Genomic DNA, 16,936 nt, shown 5'->3' with positions numbered 1-16,936 from the left:
CGGGCCCCTCGCGCGGTGCGGAGGCCGGAACGGCGATTCAAGCAGGTCCACCGCCCTCGGGGGAACCGCGTGCCCTCCGGCCGGGTACGGGCGTCGCGGCGGGGGAGCGCTGATTACCCTCGGATCCCGTGCCCGCCGCGATCGCCGTCCTGCCCCAGCCCCCGCTCCTCGTCCCCGCCCTGAGCGGCGACGCGGCGGTCGAGACCGAGGGGCTGCGCGAGGCCGTCGCCACCGCCGTGGCGGGTCTGGCCGCGGCCGCGGACCGCTGGGTCGTCGTCGGCGCCGACCCCGGCGGGCGGCGCACCGTCGCCCCGGGTACCCGCGGCACCTTCGCCGGCTACGGCCGCGACGTCCCCGTCGCGCTGCCCGGCCCGGCCGGCCCCGACGAGGGCGCGGAGCTCCCGCTCCCGCTGCTGGTCGCGGCCTGGGCCGCGGCGCCGGCCGGGGCCGGGTCGGTGCGCGGCGAGCTCGTCGCGCCGGACACCCCGGTCGCCGACTGCCTGGCGCTGGGCGTGGAGCTCGCCGGCGAGGGGGTCGGGCTGGTCGTCGTCGGTGACGGCGCGGCCAAGCACACCGCGAAGGCCCCCGGCGGGTTCGACGGCCGCGCCGAGGCGTTCGACGCCGTCGTCGCCGCCGCGTTCGACGCCGGTGACCCCGAGGCGCTCGCCCGGCTCGACCCGGACGGCGCCGCCGCGCTCTGGGCGTCCGGCCGCGCGCCCTGGCAGGTCCTCGCGGGTGCCGCGCGCGGGCGGGCCTGGACGGCGGCGCACCGGCACACCTCGATGCCCTACGGCGTCGCCTACCACGTGGCGCTGTGGGAACCGGCGTGAGCGCCCCTCCGTCGACGGCACCGCCGCTCGTGGTCGTGGTCGGGCCGACCGCGACCGGCAAGTCGGACCTCGGGCTGGAGCTGGCACTGGCGCTGGGCGGGGAGGTCGTCAACGCCGACGCGATGCAGCTCTACCGCGGCATGGACGTCGGCACCGCGAAGCTCACCCCGCACGAGCGGCGCGGCGTCGTCCACCACCAGCTCGACGTCCTCGACGTCACCGAGACCGCCTCGGTCGCGGCCTACCAGCGCGAGGCCCGCGCCGTCGTCGAGGAGCTGCGCGCCGCCGGACGCACGCCGGTGCTCGTCGGCGGCTCGGGTCTCTACGTGCAGGCCGTGCTGGACGAGCTGGAGTTCCCCGGCACCGACCCGGAGCTGCGCGCCGCGCTGGAGGCCGAGCTGGAACGCGACGGGTCCGGCGCGCTGCACGCCCGCCTCGCCGCGGTCGACCCGGTCGCCGCGGAGCAGGTGCTGCCCTCGAACGGGCGGCGGATCGTCCGCGCGCTCGAGGTGATCGCGCTGACCGGCAGGCCGTTCCGGGCGACGCTGCCCGGCGCGGGCACCCCCCGCTACGACGCCGTCCTGCTCGGCGTGGACCGCGACGTCGCCGAGCTCGACGAGCGCGTCGCGCTGCGGGTGGACCGGATGCTCGACGGCGGTCTGGTCGACGAGACCCGCGCCCTGCTCCGCCACGGGCTGGCGCAGGGCCGCACCGCGTCCCGCGCCCTGGGCTACCGGCAGGTGATCGAGGCCCTCGACCGCGACCCGGCCCACCCCGACCTCGCCGGTGTCCGGGAGGAGACGGTCCGGGCGACCCGGCGGTTCGTGCGCCGCCAGCGCTCCTGGTTCCGCCGCGACCGCCGCATCCACTGGCTCGACGGCGCCGACCCGGACCTGGTGGCCTCGGCGCGCGCGGTGCTCGCTCGTAGGCTGGTGGCATGACCGGCGGTATCGCGTTCAGCAAGGGGCACGGCACGCAGAACGACTTCGTGGTGCTGCCCGACCCGGACGCCGCGCTCGACCTCACCGCGGCTCGCGTCGCCGCGCTGTGCGACCGCCGCCGCGGCCTCGGCGCGGACGGGGTGCTGCGGGTCGTGCGCTGGACGGAGCTCGCCGGGGAGCCCGGCGTCGGCGAGCCGGCCGACGGCGTCGAGTGGTTCATGGACTACCGCAACGCCGACGGCTCGCTCGCCGAGATGTGCGGCAACGGCCTGCGCGTGTTCGCCCGCTACCTGCACGAGTGCGGCTGGGCCACCGGCGGGCCGGTCGGCACCCGGAACGGGGTGCTCGACACCGCGGTCGGGCCGGACGGGGTCTCGGTCGGGCTCGGCACGGTCGGCGTCGGCCCCGCGTCGGTCGCCACCAGCGGCGGCGCGCGTTTCGACGGCATCGCCCTCGACGTCGGCAACCCGCACCTGGCCTGCGTCACCGCGGCCGACCCGGCCACCCTCGACCTGACCCGTGCGCCCTCGTTCGACCCGGCGCTGTTCCCGAACGGGGTGAACGTCGAGTTCCTGACCCCGCTGGACGGTCCCGCCGACGGCGGCCGCATCCGGATGCGGGTGCACGAGCGCGGCGTGGGGGAGACCCGCTCCTGCGGCACCGGGACCGTCGCCGCCGCCGTCGCCGCGCTGCGGCACGCCGGACACTCCGCCGGCGACGTGCAGGTCACCGTCCCGGGCGGGCTGCTGCGGGTGACGGTGGAGGCGGGTACCGACGAACGGACCGGGCCCACGACGCTGCACGGCCCGGCCGTACTGCTCGCGTCCGGGGAGCTGGACCGGGCGTGGTGGGACGCGCCCGCCTGAGCGTCGCGAATCCGGGCGGACACGGGCCCCGCGACGTGGGAGGATGGGGTCAAGATGACTGATGCCCACACGCACCCCTCCGTGACCCCCTCCGCGTCGAACCCGGTTCCGACGGGTGGCGAGCTCGACCTGGAGGAGCGCACGTCGCTGCGCCGGATCCACGGGCTGTCCACCGAGCTCACCGACATCACCGAGGTCGAGTACCGCAAGCTCCAGCTGGAGCGGGTCGTGCTCGTCGGCGTCTGGACCGAGGGCACGGCCGAGCAGGCCGAGAACTCGATGACCGAGCTGGCCCGCCTCGCCGAGACCGCCGGTTCCGAGGTGATGGACGGCCTCGTCCAGCGCCGCTCCAGCCCGGACCCGGCCACGTTCATCGGCTCCGGCAAGGTCGAGGAGCTGCTCGGAACCGTCCGCGCCACCGGCGCCGACACCGTGATCTGCGACGGCGAGCTGTCACCCGGTCAGCTCCGCCAGCTGGAGGAGCGGCTCAAGGTCAAGGTCATCGACCGGACCGCGCTGATCCTCGACATCTTCGCCCAGCACGCCCGTTCGCGGGACGGCAAGGCCCAGGTCGAGCTCGCGCAGCTGTCCTACCTGCTGCCGCGGCTGCGCGGCTGGGGTGAGGCGCTGTCCCGGCAGGTCGGTGGCCGCGCCGCGGGCGGTGTCGGTATCGGTGGCCGTGGCCCCGGTGAGACGAAGATCGAGCTGGACCGGCGCCGGATCCGCGCGCGCATGTCGAAGCTGCGCCGCGAGATCGGTGCGATGCGCCAGGTCCGCGAGACCCAGCGCGGCAGCCGTCGCCGCAACGAGATCCCGTCGGTCGCGATCGTCGGCTACACCAACGCGGGCAAGTCGAGCCTGCTCAACCAGCTCACCGACGCCGGCGTGCTGGTGCAGGACGCGCTGTTCGCGACGCTGGACCCGACCACCCGCAAGGCGCAGACGCCCGACGGGCACGAGTACACCCTCACCGACACCGTCGGGTTCGTGCGGCACCTGCCGCACCAACTCGTCGAGGCGTTCCGCTCCACGCTGGAGGAGGCAGCCCGGGCCGACCTGCTGGTGCACGTCGTCGACGGGTCCGACCCGCTGCCCGACGACCAGATCGCCGCGGTCCGCCAGGTGCTCGTCGAGGTCGGTGAGGCTGCGGGCGACACGATGCCGCCCGAGCTGCTCGTGATCAACAAGACCGATGCGGCCGGTGACCTCGCGCTGGCCCGGCTGCGGCACGCCCAGCCGGACGCGGTGTTCGTCTCCGCGCACAGCGGTGACGGGATCCGCCGGCTCCGGGAGCGCATCGCCGAGCGACTGCCGCGCCCGGAGTACGAGGTCGACCTCCTGCTGCCCTACACCGAGGGTGCGCTGGTCGCGCGGCTGCACGACGACGGCGAGATCCTCGCCGAGGAACACACCGCCGACGGCACCCGGATCCGGGCGCGGGTGAAGCCCGAGCTGGGCACCGCGGTGCTGCCGTTCGCGGTGGCGGGCTCGGCCCTCCCGACGGGGGCCGGCACCGACCTGCCGGCGACGGCGGCGGGCCACTGAGCGTCCCACCGGCCGGGCGGCCGGGCCCCGGGATCGTGGCTCGCCGCCTGGCCACGGTCCTCTGCCTGACCGGTGCGCTCACGGGTGCGGCCGCGTCGCCGCCCGGGGCGATCCCGGCTTGCTCGATCGACGACCCGCGGCTGGCGGAGCTGTCCGGGCTGGTCGCCGAGGGCCCGCCCGGCGCCGCCCCGCAGCGCTACCACGCCATCGTCGACGGCGGCGGGACCGCGCGGGCGTTCACCCTGGACCCCGTCGGCTGTGCGGTCACCGGGACCCGGCAGGCCGACGTCCCGGTCACCGACGTCGAGGACCTCGGCCTCGGACCGGGCGGGGAGCTGTGGCTCGCCGACACCGGCGACAACGGGGCGCGGCGCGGCTCGGTCCGGCTCGTCGTGCTGCCCCCGACCGGGCCGCCACGGGTGCACGACCTCGTCTACCCCGACGGTCCGCGCGACGTCGAGGCACTGCTGGTCGGCGACGACGGCGTGCCCCTGCTGGTCGACAAGACCACCGGGGCCGCCGGGGTCTACCGGCCCGCCGCGCCGCTGCACGACGGCGGGGACCCGGTGGAGCTGCGCCGGGTGGCACAGGTCGTGCTGCCCTGGTCCGGCACCGGCGGCGGGCCGCTCGGGGCCGCCGGGGCGCGCACGGTCACCGGCGGCGGGGTCTCGCCGGCCGGGGCCGACGGCGGGCGCGCCGCCGTGCTGCGGACCTACACCGACGCCTGGGTGTTCCCGCTGCCCGCCGGCGGACCGGCGACGGCCGACGCGCTGGTCGCGGCCCTGGACGGGGCACCGCTTCCGGTGCCGTTGCCGGGAGAGGCCCAGGGCGAGGCGGTCGCCCCGGACGGCCGGGGCGCGCTGCACTCCGGGAGCGAGGCGCGGAGCCTGACCGCGGCGGCGATCACGGTCGTCCCGGGCGCGGTGACCGCGGCGACCGTTCCGCAGGCACCGGTCGTGCCTCAGCCCGCCGAGGTGCCGGAGTACCGCACGTACCCGTCGTGGCTGCCTGCCGCGGGCGGGGCCGCGGCGCTCGGGGCGCTGCTGATCGCCGGCGCCGTCGCGATGTCCCTGCACGGACGGCGCCGCCGGTCCCGCTGATCGCGGGGCCCGGGGCGCCGTCCGAGGCGGTCAGAGGCGGCGCAGGACCGCCACGACGCGGCCCAGGATCGACGCGTCGTCACCCGGGATCGGGTCGTAGGCGTCGTTCGCGGGCATCAGCCAGATGTGCCCGTCCTTGCGGCGGAACGTCTTCACGGTCGCCTCACCGTCGATCATCGCGGCCACGACCTCGCCCTGCTCGGCCACCGGCTGCTGGCGCACGACGACCCAGTCGCCGTCGGTGATCGCGGCGTCGACCATCGAGTCGCCCTTGACGTTGAGCAGGAACAGCGTGCCCTCGCCGACGATCTCGCGCGGCAGCGGGAACACGTCCTGCACGGCCTGCTCGGCCAGGATCGGGCCACCGGCGGCGATGTCGCCGATGAGCGGCACGAACGCCGGCGCCGGCCGCGCGGAACGCAGATCGGCGGTGTCGGTGTCGGAGTCCGGCCCGTCGGTACCGGCGATCTGCTCCGGGCTGCGGACGTCGACCGCGCGGGTGCGGTTCGGGTCGCGCCGGAGGAAGCCCTTGCGCTCCAGGGTGCGGAGCTGGTGGTGCACCGACGAGGTGGACGTGAGGCCCACCGCGTCACCGATCTCTCGGACGCTGGGCGGGTAGCCGTACCGGTCCACCCAGTCCCGGATGACGGCCAGGACCTTCTTCTGCCGCGGGGTCAGGCCGCGGGTGTCGGCCGCGGGGTCGGGGAACTCCCGGACCTTCGCGGATCCCCGGTCCGCGGCGGTGCCGGTCACGCCGGGACCACCGTGTCCGGTGTCGTCCGCTGCCATCGCATTCGCCTCCTCGGGGTACTTACGGCGACGACCCTAGCCGCCACGATCCCGTTCGCCAAACATGCGTTCGAAGTCGCCCGGGGCGTGTCGTGGATTCCGTCGGGCCGCGGTGGTACAACATCGCACAGGCGTTCGATCGAACACGAGTTCGATCGGACGCGGTCCGCGTCGCCGTCCGGCCGCGCGGGGGCGACCGGCAGCGGGAACGGCAGCGGGGGTGGCGATCGTGGGTTCGGCGGTCATCGGGGACGTGACGGTCATCGGGCGGGTCGCGGTGCGCACCACGACCGACGGGGTGCGGCCCGGTCGGGCGCCGGGCGTCGTGCGCCGTGCGGTGGGCGCATCGGGTGTCCTGCTCGCCTCGGCGGCCGCGGTCGTCGCGCTCGGGGTGCTCGCCGACGTCGCGGTCGCCACCCACGGCCCGGCCGGGCCGCCCGCGGCCGGCGCGCCACGCTGAGAACGTCCCCGGCACGGGGGAGGACCTGCGGGAACGCGGTCGTTGTCGGTGTCGGGTGCTACACCGCTCGTACGCCCGTTCGACCGGGCTCGGGGAAGGGCCGGTCGGGAGCGGGGGAGACGAGACCCGCCCGGGGGACGGGCGGTCCGACGGCAGGAGGAACCATGCGAGAGCTCGACGAGCGGATCCGCGACCACGGCGCGGTCGGCTGCCTGACCGGCGCCCCGGCGCCCGGCACCCCCACCTCGCGCGCCCGGCGCGCCGCCCGGGAGCGGGTGCGGGCCGCCGACGGTCTCGCCGGTGTGGCCGGTGCCGGCCCGTCGGCCGCCGCGCGCGCGGCCCACCGGTGGGCGGCCCACGGGGCGCACGAGCGCGCACTGGCCGAGTCGGTGGCCCGTCATCCCGCCGCCCGTTCCCGGCGCGCTCCGGCGTCCGGTGCCCGAGGGGCCGGTGTCCCGGTGTCCGGTCCCGCCGGCGGTCCGAATCTCGCGGTCCGGACGCCCCGCTGCACCACCGCGGACCCGGCCCCGAGTGCGACGGCGACCCTGACGCGGCCCGCACCGACCCTGACGCGGCCCGCGCCGGCCGTGGCGCCGCCCCGTCCTCGGTCGGTGGCCGTGCCGGCACCGCGTACCGTCCGTCCGCCGTCCCGGCGCTGCCTGGTCCCGGCGCGGCCGCGCCCGGCCCGCAGCCGCGCCGGCGGGCGCCTGGAGCGGTTCCTCGCCGGGGTCACGGCCCTGCTGTGCGCGACGACCGCGGTGGTGGCGCTCGGGCTGCTGGGCGACGCGGCGGCGGGCTGGAACGCCCCCGCGGCGGCCGTGCCGTCGATCGGCGCCGTGCGCTGACGTCGGCCGGCGCCGCGCAGCGCGACGCCGCACCCCGTGGTGCGCACGGCTGTGCGCTGCGGGTGGCCCGAGGTGGTGACGGTGCGGAGCGCCGGACGCGGTGTCGGCGGCGCATCGGGTGACGGCGTGCACGGGGGTGGTTCGCGGGTGTCGGACGTGGTCGCCGGGATGTCGCCGGGGGAGTCGGCGACGTGCCGCCGGGCGCGTCCGCAGGGCGTGTCCCCGCATCGGGTGGCCGCCGGTCGCGGTCCCTCCGGCGCGACGGGCGGCGCTGCCCGCGACGTTTCTCCACGCCACCAGCGCCGATGCCCCGCTCCATGATCGTCGGCGACGGACCGGTCGCGGAACGTGGTGTGCGAGGCTCGGATCCCGATCGGGCGAAGCTCGGCGTGGCACCGGGCCCGGGATGGCGTACCCCTAGATGTAGGGGTTACATTGGTGTCGTTCCGCCACAGCTTGGGGGGACGGATCGCTGCGGAGAGTTTCCGGAACGTCACGGAAGAGGGGTGTGAGCGTCCATGCGCTGCCCGTTCTGCCGACACCCGGACTCCCGCGTGATCGACTCCCGGACCGCCGACGACGGGACCTGTACCCGCCGGCGCCGGTCCTGCACCTCGTGCGGACGACGGTTCACCACGGTCGAGGAGGCCGTGCTCGCCGTCGTCAAGCGCAGCGGGGTGACCGAGCCCTTCAGTCGGCAGAAGGTCGTCGGCGGGGTTCGGCGGGCGTGCCAGGGCCGGCCGGTCGACGAGGACGACCTGCAACAGCTCGCCCACCGGGTCGAGGAGACGGTGCGGGCGCGCGGGGCGGCGGAGCTTCCCAGCCACGAGGTCGGGCTGGCGATCCTCGGGCCGCTGCGTGAGCTCGACGAGGTCGCGTACCTGCGGTTCGCGAGTGTCTATCGGTCCTTCTCCTCCATCGAGGACTTCGAGAAGGAGATCGCCGACCTGCGTTCGGCGGCTGCCGGGGAAGCAGCCGACGACGAGGCCGGTCACCACCCGGGCGGCTGAGCGGCGCGTCGTCGTCGCCGGTCGTACCGGGAAGAGAGCCGTCCGCGCACCCCAGCGTGCGGGCGGAGAAGCGTCGGATGTGCGGAGGCAGTTCATGACCGAGACCGTCGGGGGCCCGACGACAGACACCGGTGACAGCGCGGCGGCCAAGCCGTCGCGTGGCCGCGGGAAGACCGGCGCCAAGCGCGCGCCCGGCCTGACCGTGCAGCGTGTCTTCACCACCGAAGGGGTCCACCCCTACGAGGAGGTGGAGTGGGAGCGCCGCGACGTCGTCATGACGAACTGGCGCGACGGCACCGTCAACTTCGAGCAGCGCGGCGTCGAGTTCCCGCGCAGCTGGTCGGTCAACGCCACCAACATCGTCACCAGCAAGTACTTCCGCGGCGCGGTGGGCTCGGACACCCGCGAGTCCAGCCTCAAGCAGCTCGTCGAGCGGGTCGTCGGCACCTACAAGCGGGCCGGTCTCGAGCACGGCTACTTCGCCACCGACGGCGACGCCGAGATCTTCGACCACGAGCTGACCTGGATGCTGATCCACCAGGTGTTCAGTTTCAACTCACCGGTGTGGTTCAACGTCGGGACCGCCAGCCCGCAGCAGGTCAGCGCCTGTTTCATCCTCTCGGTCGACGACACCATGGAGTCGATCCTGAACTGGTACCGCGAGGAGGGCCTGATCTTCAAGGGCGGCTCCGGTGCCGGCCTGAACCTCTCGCGCATCCGCTCGTCGAAGGAGTTGCTGTCCTCCGGCGGCACCGCCTCGGGCCCGGTCTCGTTCATGCGCGGTGCCGACGCCTCCGCGGGCACCATCAAGTCCGGCGGCGCCACGCGGCGCGCGGCGAAGATGGTCGTCCTCGACGTCGACCACCCCGACATCGAGGAGTTCGTCGAGACCAAGGCCAAGGAGGAGGCCAAGGTCCGCGTCCTGCGCGACGCCGGCTTCGACATGGACCTGGGCGGCTCCGACATCACCTCGGTGCAGTACCAGAACGCCAACAACTCCGTCCGCGTCACCGACGAGTTCATGCGCGCCGTCGAGGGGGGCACCGACTTCGGTCTGCGTGCCCGCATGACCGGTGAGGTCATCGAGCGCGTCGACGCCCGCAAGTTGTTCCGCGGCATCGCCGAGGCGGCCTGGAACTGCGCCGACCCCGGCATCCAGTACGACGGCACGATCAACGACTGGCACACCACTCCGGAGTCGGGGCGCATCAGCGCGTCGAACCCGTGCTCGGAGTACATGCACCTGGACAACTCCAGCTGCAACCTGGCGTCGCTGAACCTGCTGAAGTTCCTCGACTCCGACGACCGGTTCGACGCCCGGACCTTCGCCAAGGCCGTCGAGCTGATCATCACCGCGATGGACATCTCGATCTGCTTCGCGGACTTCCCGACCGAGCCGATCGCCGACACCACGCGCAGGTTCCGCCAGCTGGGCATCGGCTACGCCAACCTCGGCGCGCTGCTCATGGCCACCGGCCACGCCTACGACTCCGAGGGCGGCCGGGCGCTCGCCGGGTCCATCACCTCGCTGATGACCGGTGCCGCGTACAAGCGCTCCGCCGAGCTCGCCGGTGTCGTCGGCCCGTACGAGGGCTACGCCCGCAACGCCGAGTCCCACCAGCGCGTCATCCGCAAGCACGCCGCGGAGAACGACCGCATCCGCACCTTCGCCTCCAGCACCCCGGTGCAGAAGCTCGCCACCGAGGTCTGGAAGCAGTGCCAGGACATCGGGCAGGTCAACGGCTGGCGCAACGCGCAGGCGTCCGTGCTGGCCCCGACCGGCACGATCGGCCTGATGATGGACTGCGACACCACCGGCATCGAGCCGGACCTGGCGCTGGTCAAGTTCAAGAAGCTGGTCGGCGGCGGCTCCATGCAGATCGTCAACCAGTCGGTGCGCCGCGCCCTGGACAACCTCGGCTACCAGGCCGAGCAGGCCGAGGCGATCGTCGAGTACGTCGCCGAGCACGGCCACGTGGTCGACGCCCCGGGCATGAAGCCCGAGCACTACGAGGTGTTCGACTGCGCCATGGGCGACCGGACGATCGCCCCGATGGGCCACGTCCGCATGATGGCCGCCGCGCAGCCGTTCCTGTCCGGTGCCATCTCCAAGACGGTCAACATGCCCGAGCGGGCGAGCGTCGAGGACGTCGAGCGGATCTACCTCGAGGGGTGGCGCCTCGGCCTCAAGGCCCTGGCGATCTACCGCGACAACTGCAAGGTCGGCCAGCCGCTGTCCGCGGGCAAGGGCGGCGACACGAAGGCCGACGCCGAGCCGGAGAAGCACGTCGTCGTCGAGCAGCGACCGGTCCGCAAGCGTCTGCCGAAGAAGCGGCCCAGCGAGACCGTGTCGTTCACCGTCGGTGGCGCCGAGGGCTACCTCACCGCCGGCAGCTACCCCGACGACGGCCTCGGCGAGATCTTCGTCAAGCTCGGCAAGCAGGGCTCGACCCTGGCCGGCGTGATGGACGCCTTCTCGATGTCGATCTCGGTGGGTCTGCAGTACGGCATCCCGCTGGAGTTCTACGTCTCGAAGTTCTCCAACCTGCGCTTCGAGCCTGCCGGGATGACCGACGACCCGGACGTGCGGATCGCGACCTCGGTGCTGGACTACCTGTTCCGCCGTCTGGCGCTGGACCACCTGCCGTACGAGAAGCGCGCCCAGCTGGGCATCTTCTCCTCCGACGAGCGGTCCGCCCAGGTCGAGAACGACTACGGCACCGGCGAGAAGCTCGACATGGAGGAGTTCCGCTCCTCCGTGCCGACGACCGAGGAGCGCAAGGAGACCGGTGTCGATCCGGCGCCGGTCGAGGTCGGCAGCTCCACCGAGCTGCTCGAGCTGCGTCTGGGCAAGGCCGCCGACGCTCCGCTGTGCATGACCTGCGGGACGAAGATGCGCCCCGCCGGGTCCTGCTACCTCTGCGAGGGCTGCGGCTCCACCAGCGGCTGCAGCTGAGCGACACCGCACCACACCGGGGCGGCTCCGACACCGGAGCCGCCCCGGCGCGTGTGGTGGAGGCAGGGATCGGGGACCATGTGACCGAGGACCGCACCGCGGAGGTGGCCGGGCGCCTCGGCGTCGACGTGCGGGTGCTCGCCGTACTCGTCGCCGCCCCGTGGCGCGCCGCGGACGGCCACGACACCGGGCCCGTCGCGGAGCCTGCGGGGGAGCGCGGGACCGTCTACGTCGGCGTCCCGTCCCCGGCGGAGCTGCGCGAGCTCGACCTGCCCGCCGACGGGTTGCGGCACTTCGGGCTGACCCCGGCCGACCTGCGTCGCGGCGGCTGGACCGACGCCGACCTGCGCTCGGCGGGGCTCCTCCCGCCCGGCGCGACGCCGGACCCGGTGGCCTGGTTCGTCGCCGGGGAGCCGCCGCAGCTGATGCTCGGGTTCGCCCCGGCGGGTCCGGTGCTGCTGGCCCGCCCGGAACCACGATGGGACGGCCGCCTCCCGGTGCTGGACCCGGCGGACGCGGTGGAGGTACCCGTCCTGCCCGGCTGCGACGACCCGGACGGCGACGCCGGGCTCGCCGTCCGCCAGGTGCGCGACGGTCTGCTGCGCCGGGCCCGGCGCCGGCTCACCCACTGCGTGATCTGCCTGCGCCCGGTGCACCGCGCCGCGACGACGCACGGCGCCTGCCACGGCTGTGCCGGCACCTGGCTGGGGTTCGTCTTCTGACCCCGGGCTTCGGTCAGGTCGCCGACACCGGTCCCGGCCGCGTCCCGGCGACGCCGGCGGGCGGAGGCGCGGGGCAGCGCAGCAGCTGACGCCACTGCTCCGGGCTCCACCGCGCCGGGTCGGTGGACCCCAGGAACTCCTCCAGCACCCCGACGAACCGGGCCGGGTCGCTGTGGTGCGGGAAGTGCCCGGCGTCGTCGAAGACCTCCAGCCTGCTGCCCGGCATCGCGGCGTGCGCGGTGCGGGCGTGCGCCAGCGGCACGACGGCGTCCCGGGCGCCCCACACGAGCATGGTCGGCATCCCGCGGGTCAGGTAGCAGCGATCGAGCATGGTCACCACCTGCCCGCGCCAGTCGACGACGGCGCGCAGCGTCCGGATGAACGCCGTCCGCGACGTCGCGTCGGGCAGCGCGTCGACCAGCCGGAGCAGGTCGGCGGCGTCGCGGCCGAGGTCGGCCCCGACCAGGCGCAGTGCGTCCAGGGCCCACCCGAGCTGCCACCGCAGCAGCGGCAGCTGCGAGGCCGCCAGCACCGCGTGCGCGCCGGGCAGGCTCACCGCGCGCAGCAGCGGCGTGACCTCCGGCCCCGCGCCGCCGGTGCCGACCAGCACGAGACGCTCGGTGCGTTCGGGGTACTGGTAGGCGAACTGCATGGCGACGCCGCCGCCGAGCGAGTGCCCCACCAGCGTCGCGCGGGGCACCCCGAGGACTCCGAGCAGGTCGCGGACCCCGTTGGCGTAGGCGGCGACGGAGTAGTCGGCGCGCGGCTTGTCCGAGTGCCCGTGCCCGAGCAGGTCCGGGGCGATCACCAGATGCCGCCGGGCCAGTGCGGGGAACACCGCCTCCCACGTCGCCGAGCTGTCGCCGATGCCGTGCACGAGCACGACCGCAGGCCCGGAGCCGGCCACCCGGAACGCCCGCCGGTAGCCGTGCACGGTGCGGAACCGCAGCTCCGAGTCCCGCGGCGGCACGACGCCGAGCCGGTCGCCGACCGGTGCCGGGCGCGAGGTGGGGGCCGCCATCCGCCCGACGGTAGGACCGCCGGGTTACCCCGGTGTTGCCGTCGGCGAACGGCGGTACGGCACCTAGGGTCGACGGCGTGAGCGAGCGCTACCGGGTCGTCCCGGCGTCCTACGTCCTGCTGCTGCGCGGCACCGGTGAACGCACCGAGGTGCTGCTCCAGCTGCGGGCGGGCACCGGGTTCATGGACGGCCACTGGGCCGCCGCCGCGGCCGGGCACGTCGAGGCGGGCGAGGACGCGGCGGCCGCCGCGGTGCGCGAGGCCCACGAGGAGCTCGGCATCACCGTCGATCCCGCCGACCTCGTCCCGCTGACCGCGGTGCACCGCACCCAGCGCAACGGGAACCCGGTCGACGAACGCGTCGACTTCTTCTTCACCTGCCGACGCTGGGCCGGCGAGCCACGTCGCGCCGAGGACGGGAAGACCGCGGGCCTGGACTGGTTCGCCCTCGCCGACCTGCCCGCCGACACGGTCCCGCACGAACGCGCGGTGCTCGAGGACCTGCGCGACGGCGGCGTCGCCGCGGTCCGCAGCCACGGCTTCCGGTAGCGGACTACTCCGGGTCGACGAGCTGGATCTCGATGGTGACGTCCGGGCTGTCGGTGTCGTCGGGGTCGACCGCCCAGTGCAGCACCCAGTCGACCTCATAGTCGTCGCGCCGCCGGCCGGGCGGGGCGAAGTTGACCCACTCGCCGGCCCGGGGCAGCGTCTGGAACAGGCGGACGAAGTCGGGCTGCTGCCCGATCCTCACCCGCGCGGTGATCGGTGTCTGCGACGACGGGGAGCCCACGGCCGCGATGCTGCCCGACCGGCTCCCCGCGCGCCACGCCCGCCGGTTCAGGGCCGGACGGCACCCAGGAACCAGCGGTCCACCGAGAACGGCTCGTCGCCGCAGGACGCGACGCCCGACGCCCACGCGTCGACGTCGGCCCGGGTGAGCCCGCACCGGCCCGGCGCGGCGTCGGCGACCATCTCCCGCAGCGCGGCGCCGTAGCCGGTGGAGGCCGGCCCGCGCATCGGCATCCGGCGCGTCCACTCCCCGTCGAACCCGGCGCGCTGCAGCAGCGGGCCCAGCTCGTAGGGCAGCCGCGACCGCGGCACCGTGGTGCACCATGCGTCGCGGATGCGGCGGTGCCGGTCCTGCCCGGGCCCGGGCCAGTGGAGCGAGGTCCAGTCCGTGTCCAGGACCAGCAGCCGCCCGCCCGGGCGCAGGACCCGGTACAGCTCGGCGACGGCCGCCGGCAGGTCCTCGAGGAACTCGAGCACCTGCAGACAGGCCACCGCGTCGTACGGCCCGCCGGGCAGCGAGCCCGGACCGGCCAGCGCGCGCTGCGTGACGACGGCCCGGGTGCCGCACCGGCGTCGCGCCAGCGTCACCATCACCGGGTCCGGGTCGACACCCGTGGCGCCCGGACCGACTGCCCGCGCGACCTCGTCGAGCAGCTGTCCCGGCCCGGTCCCGACGACCAGGATCTGCTCACCGGCCCGCGGATCCAGCAGCTCCAGGGTCCGCTCCCGTTCGGTGCGCGCCTCGGCGGTGTCGTAGGTGTCCGCGACCCGCCGCGCGCTCGCGGCGTCGACCGGCAGCATTCCGGTTCCGTGTCTCACCCGCCGGTGTAGCGCGCCGACTCGATCAACGCCTCCACCGACTCGGGTGGTACGCGGAACGAGCGTCCGAAGCGCACCGCGGGCAGCTCCCCGGAGTGCACCAGCCGGTACACCGTCATCCGGGAGACCCGCATCCGGTCCGCCACCTCCGCCACGGTGAGGAACGGCGCGTCCTGCCCGGACCGTTGCTCCGGGATCCCTGCCGCCATGCTGCGCCCCTCCTTCGCCGACCCGCCCCCAGGTCGACCTCTGATCACCGAACGCAGGGACGGTAGCGCGGATCGGACCACCCTCCCGGTGCGAACGTGTCCCACCCTCGGGTGGACTGTCCGGAAACTGTCGGCTCTCGGTGGTCGTCCGGACACGCGGAGTGATGATGTGACCCCGTGGAGGGTGCCGCGGGCCCGGACGCGCGTGCACGGTCATCTATCGTCGGGAGGTGACCGCCGCTCCCACCGTGACCGATGACGACCCGGACGGCGACTGGACCGCGCCGGGCGTGTTCCGCAGTGCCCCCGGCGTCTACCGGATCCCGTTGCCGCTGCCCCAGGACGGGCTGCGAGCCGTGAACGTCTACGCGCTCGCCGACGACACCGGCTGGACCCTGATCGACTCCGGCTGGGCGATCGACGAGGCCCGCGACCTGCTCGGCAAGGCGCTGGCCGCGCTGGGCTCCGGTTTCGGCGACGTCCGTCGCTTCCTGGTCACCCACGCCCACCGGGACCACTACACCCTGGCCGCGGTGCTGCGCCGCGAGTACGGCACCCGCGTGCTGCTCGGCGCGGGGGAGCGGCCCAACCTGGAGATCATCACCGATCCCGACCGCCCGCAGGGCGAGCCCGATCGGACCCGGCTGCTGCGTGCCGGTGCCGCCGGCCTGGTCGACGAGCTCGGCCGGGCCGGGCCGTGGCCGCGTCCGCTCCCCGAGGAGTGGGAGGCCCCGGACGAGTGGATCGCCGACCGTGCCGCCATCGCCGTCGCCGACCCGGCGGGTACCCGCACGCTGACCGCCGTGGAGACTCCGGGGCACACCCGCGGGCACCTCGTGTTCGCCGACGAGGCCCACGAGCTGCTGTTCGCCGGCGACCACGTGCTGCCCCGGATCACCCCGTCGATCGGCCTGCAGCCGTCGCCGGTGGCGAGCCCGCTCGGGCAGTTCCTCGACTCGCTGCGCCTGGTCCGGTCCCGGCCGGACGCGACCCTGCTTCCCGCACACGGCCCGGTGGGCGGCAGCGCGCACGCCCGCACCGACGAGCTGCTGGCCCACCATGACGTCCGGCTCGCCCAGTGCCGCGACGCCGTCGCCGCGGGCCACCCGACGGCCGACGCCGTCGCCCGGGTCCTGCGCTGGACCCGGCGGGAACACCGGCTGGAGGACATGGACCTGTTCAACCGGACCCTCGCGGTCCTGGAGACCGGGGCGCACCTCGACGTGCTCGCCGACCTCGGCGAGCTGCGCCGGGCCGAGGTTCCCGACGCCGCCACCGGGGTCGCCGTCGCCACCTACACCGCCTGACCCGCGCGCCGGGCCGCGACACGCCGGGCGCCGTTCACCCGGTCGTCGTGTCGGGGTGGCTCCCCGGAGCGGAATCGGGCAGAGTGAGGCCACTGAAGGCCACTCACGCCACGGAGGTCACCACACCCACATCCAGCACATCAGTACCGCGGGTCCGAGCACCGGCCGCGCTGCGCCGAGGACGTAGGGGAAGACGATCCTCGTCGACGACAGCGGAGGTTGGCAGTGAGCACACGCGGAGTGGTGTTCGTCCACTCGTCGCCGACTGCGGTCTGTCCGCACGTCGAGTGGGCGCTCTCGGGCGTTCTCGGAACGCGGGTCTCCCTCGAGTGGTCCGCGCAGCCGGTGGCGTCCGGTCAGATGCGGGCCGAGTGCACCTGGAGCGGTCCCGCCGGTAGCGGTGGGGCTCTCGCGGGGGCGCTGAGGGCCTGGTCGATGCTGCGGTTCGAGGTGACCGAGGAACCGAGCCCCGGCGTGGACGGGGAGCGGTTCATGCACGTCCCCGGCCTCGGCATGTGGCGCGGGCGCACCAGCGCCAACGGTGACGTCGTGTTGCCCGAGGACCAGCTGCGCACGGTCATGGCCGAGCACGGCGGCGCCGGGCTGTCCCGGCGCCTCGACCAGCTGCTGGGCACGGCCTGGGACGACGAGCTGGAGTCCTTCCGCTTCGCCGGCGACGGCGCGGCGGTGACACTGCTGACCCACCGGGTCGGCTGAGCCGAGCCGGG

The 16,936-nt window shown here is 75.0% G+C and carries 18 protein-coding genes; 13 read left to right on the top strand and 5 right to left on the bottom strand.

Annotation, left to right across the window (positions count from 1 at the left end; translation table 11 throughout):
* Window positions 1-128: 128 nt before the first annotated feature.
* Genes ATL51_RS09395 through ATL51_RS09375 form a run of 5 tightly spaced genes read left to right on the top strand, consistent with a single transcriptional unit; the run spans window position 129 to window position 5,282 of the window.
* Window positions 129-830, top strand: coding sequence for a class III extradiol ring-cleavage dioxygenase family protein (locus ATL51_RS09395; protein WP_073577429.1), 702 nt, complete (start codon window positions 129-131; stop codon window positions 828-830).
* A complete protein-coding gene (gene miaA / locus ATL51_RS09390; RefSeq protein ID WP_073577482.1) occupies window positions 827-1,771 on the top strand; it encodes a tRNA (adenosine(37)-N6)-dimethylallyltransferase MiaA in 945 nt (314 codons plus the stop codon). Before ATL51_RS09395 ends, miaA begins: the two co-directional genes overlap by 4 nt.
* Window positions 1,768-2,637: a diaminopimelate epimerase gene (dapF, locus tag ATL51_RS09385; RefSeq protein ID WP_208622958.1), complete on the top strand. Its 870-nt coding sequence runs from the start codon at window positions 1,768-1,770 to the stop codon at window positions 2,635-2,637. The genes miaA and dapF overlap by 4 nt, the downstream gene beginning before the upstream one ends.
* A 54-nt stretch (window positions 2,638-2,691) precedes the next feature.
* The gene (gene hflX / locus ATL51_RS09380; RefSeq protein ID WP_100878370.1) at window positions 2,692-4,182 is read left to right on the top strand and encodes a GTPase HflX; all 1,491 of its coding nucleotides are present in this window, start codon (window positions 2,692-2,694) and stop codon (window positions 4,180-4,182) included.
* Between the two features lie 35 nt (window positions 4,183-4,217).
* Window positions 4,218-5,282, top strand: a complete 1,065-nt coding sequence (locus ATL51_RS09375; protein ID WP_100878369.1) for a hypothetical protein — start codon at window positions 4,218-4,220, stop codon at window positions 5,280-5,282.
* Window positions 5,283-5,312: 30 nt separating this feature from the next.
* Here ATL51_RS09375 and lexA read toward each other — a convergent pair whose 3' ends face one another.
* Window positions 5,313-6,071, bottom strand: coding sequence for a transcriptional repressor LexA (lexA, locus tag ATL51_RS09370; RefSeq protein WP_100878368.1), 759 nt, complete (start codon window positions 6,069-6,071; stop codon window positions 5,313-5,315).
* A 229-nt stretch (window positions 6,072-6,300) separates the two neighbouring features.
* Between lexA and ATL51_RS28105 the strand changes: the two genes are divergently transcribed.
* The 5 genes from ATL51_RS28105 (at window position 6,301) to ATL51_RS09345 (ending at window position 12,064) form a co-directional block, all read left to right on the top strand.
* A complete protein-coding gene (locus tag ATL51_RS28105) occupies window positions 6,301-6,531 on the top strand; it encodes a hypothetical protein (RefSeq protein WP_157818293.1) in 231 nt (76 codons plus the stop codon).
* Window positions 6,532-6,695: 164 nt separating this feature from the next.
* Window positions 6,696-7,376, top strand: coding sequence for a hypothetical protein (locus ATL51_RS09360; protein ID WP_100878366.1), 681 nt, complete (start codon window positions 6,696-6,698; stop codon window positions 7,374-7,376).
* A 518-nt stretch (window positions 7,377-7,894) separates the two neighbouring features.
* Window positions 7,895-8,386 (top strand): transcriptional regulator NrdR, encoded by a 492-nt coding sequence (gene nrdR, locus ATL51_RS09355; protein WP_073577434.1) that lies wholly within the window; start codon window positions 7,895-7,897, stop codon window positions 8,384-8,386.
* Between the two features lie 94 nt (window positions 8,387-8,480).
* Entirely contained in the window at window positions 8,481-11,342 is a 2,862-nt protein-coding gene (locus ATL51_RS09350) for a vitamin B12-dependent ribonucleotide reductase (RefSeq protein ID WP_073577435.1), read from the top strand.
* Between the two features lie 80 nt (window positions 11,343-11,422).
* Window positions 11,423-12,064, top strand: coding sequence for a hypothetical protein (locus tag ATL51_RS09345; RefSeq protein ID WP_100878365.1), 642 nt, complete (start codon window positions 11,423-11,425; stop codon window positions 12,062-12,064).
* A 13-nt stretch (window positions 12,065-12,077) separates the two neighbouring features.
* On the opposite strand, the gene ATL51_RS09340 is transcribed toward ATL51_RS09345, so the two are convergent.
* A complete protein-coding gene (locus ATL51_RS09340; RefSeq protein ID WP_100878364.1) occupies window positions 12,078-13,085 on the bottom strand; it encodes an alpha/beta fold hydrolase in 1,008 nt (335 codons plus the stop codon).
* A 77-nt stretch (window positions 13,086-13,162) separates the two neighbouring features.
* Here ATL51_RS09340 and ATL51_RS09335 point away from each other — a divergent pair, with 77 nt between their 5' ends.
* Complete coding sequence (locus ATL51_RS09335) at window positions 13,163-13,633, top strand: NUDIX domain-containing protein (protein WP_100878363.1); 471 nt, start codon at window positions 13,163-13,165, stop codon at window positions 13,631-13,633.
* A 4-nt stretch (window positions 13,634-13,637) separates the two neighbouring features.
* On the opposite strand, the gene ATL51_RS28100 is transcribed toward ATL51_RS09335, so the two are convergent.
* Genes ATL51_RS28100 through ATL51_RS09325 form a run of 3 tightly spaced genes read right to left on the bottom strand, consistent with a single transcriptional unit; the run spans window position 13,638 to window position 14,901 of the window.
* Complete coding sequence (locus ATL51_RS28100; protein ID WP_073577439.1) at window positions 13,638-13,874, bottom strand: hypothetical protein; 237 nt, start codon at window positions 13,872-13,874, stop codon at window positions 13,638-13,640.
* 47 nt (window positions 13,875-13,921) lie between these two features.
* A complete protein-coding gene (locus ATL51_RS09330; protein ID WP_100878362.1) occupies window positions 13,922-14,674 on the bottom strand; it encodes a methyltransferase domain-containing protein in 753 nt (250 codons plus the stop codon).
* A 14-nt stretch (window positions 14,675-14,688) separates the two neighbouring features.
* Window positions 14,689-14,901, bottom strand: a complete 213-nt coding sequence (locus ATL51_RS09325) for a helix-turn-helix domain-containing protein (protein WP_020623051.1) — start codon at window positions 14,899-14,901, stop codon at window positions 14,689-14,691.
* Between the two features lie 230 nt (window positions 14,902-15,131).
* On the opposite strand from ATL51_RS09325, the gene ATL51_RS09320 reads away from it, so the two are divergent.
* A complete protein-coding gene (locus ATL51_RS09320) occupies window positions 15,132-16,208 on the top strand; it encodes an MBL fold metallo-hydrolase (RefSeq protein WP_100878361.1) in 1,077 nt (358 codons plus the stop codon).
* Window positions 16,209-16,433: 225 nt separating this feature from the next.
* Window positions 16,434-16,925 carry a DUF3145 domain-containing protein gene (locus ATL51_RS09315; RefSeq protein ID WP_073577442.1) on the top strand — a complete coding sequence of 164 codons (492 nt, stop codon included), beginning with the start codon at window positions 16,434-16,436 and terminating at the stop codon, window positions 16,923-16,925.
* The last annotated feature ends 11 nt before the right edge of the window (window positions 16,926-16,936 follow it).

It is taken from the genome of Pseudonocardia alni, from assembly GCF_002813375.1.
Lineage (GTDB): Bacteria > Actinomycetota > Actinomycetes > Mycobacteriales > Pseudonocardiaceae > Pseudonocardia > Pseudonocardia alni.
The sequence above is the reverse complement of the archived record's forward strand: the minus strand, read 5'-3'. Positions and strand labels throughout refer to the sequence as shown.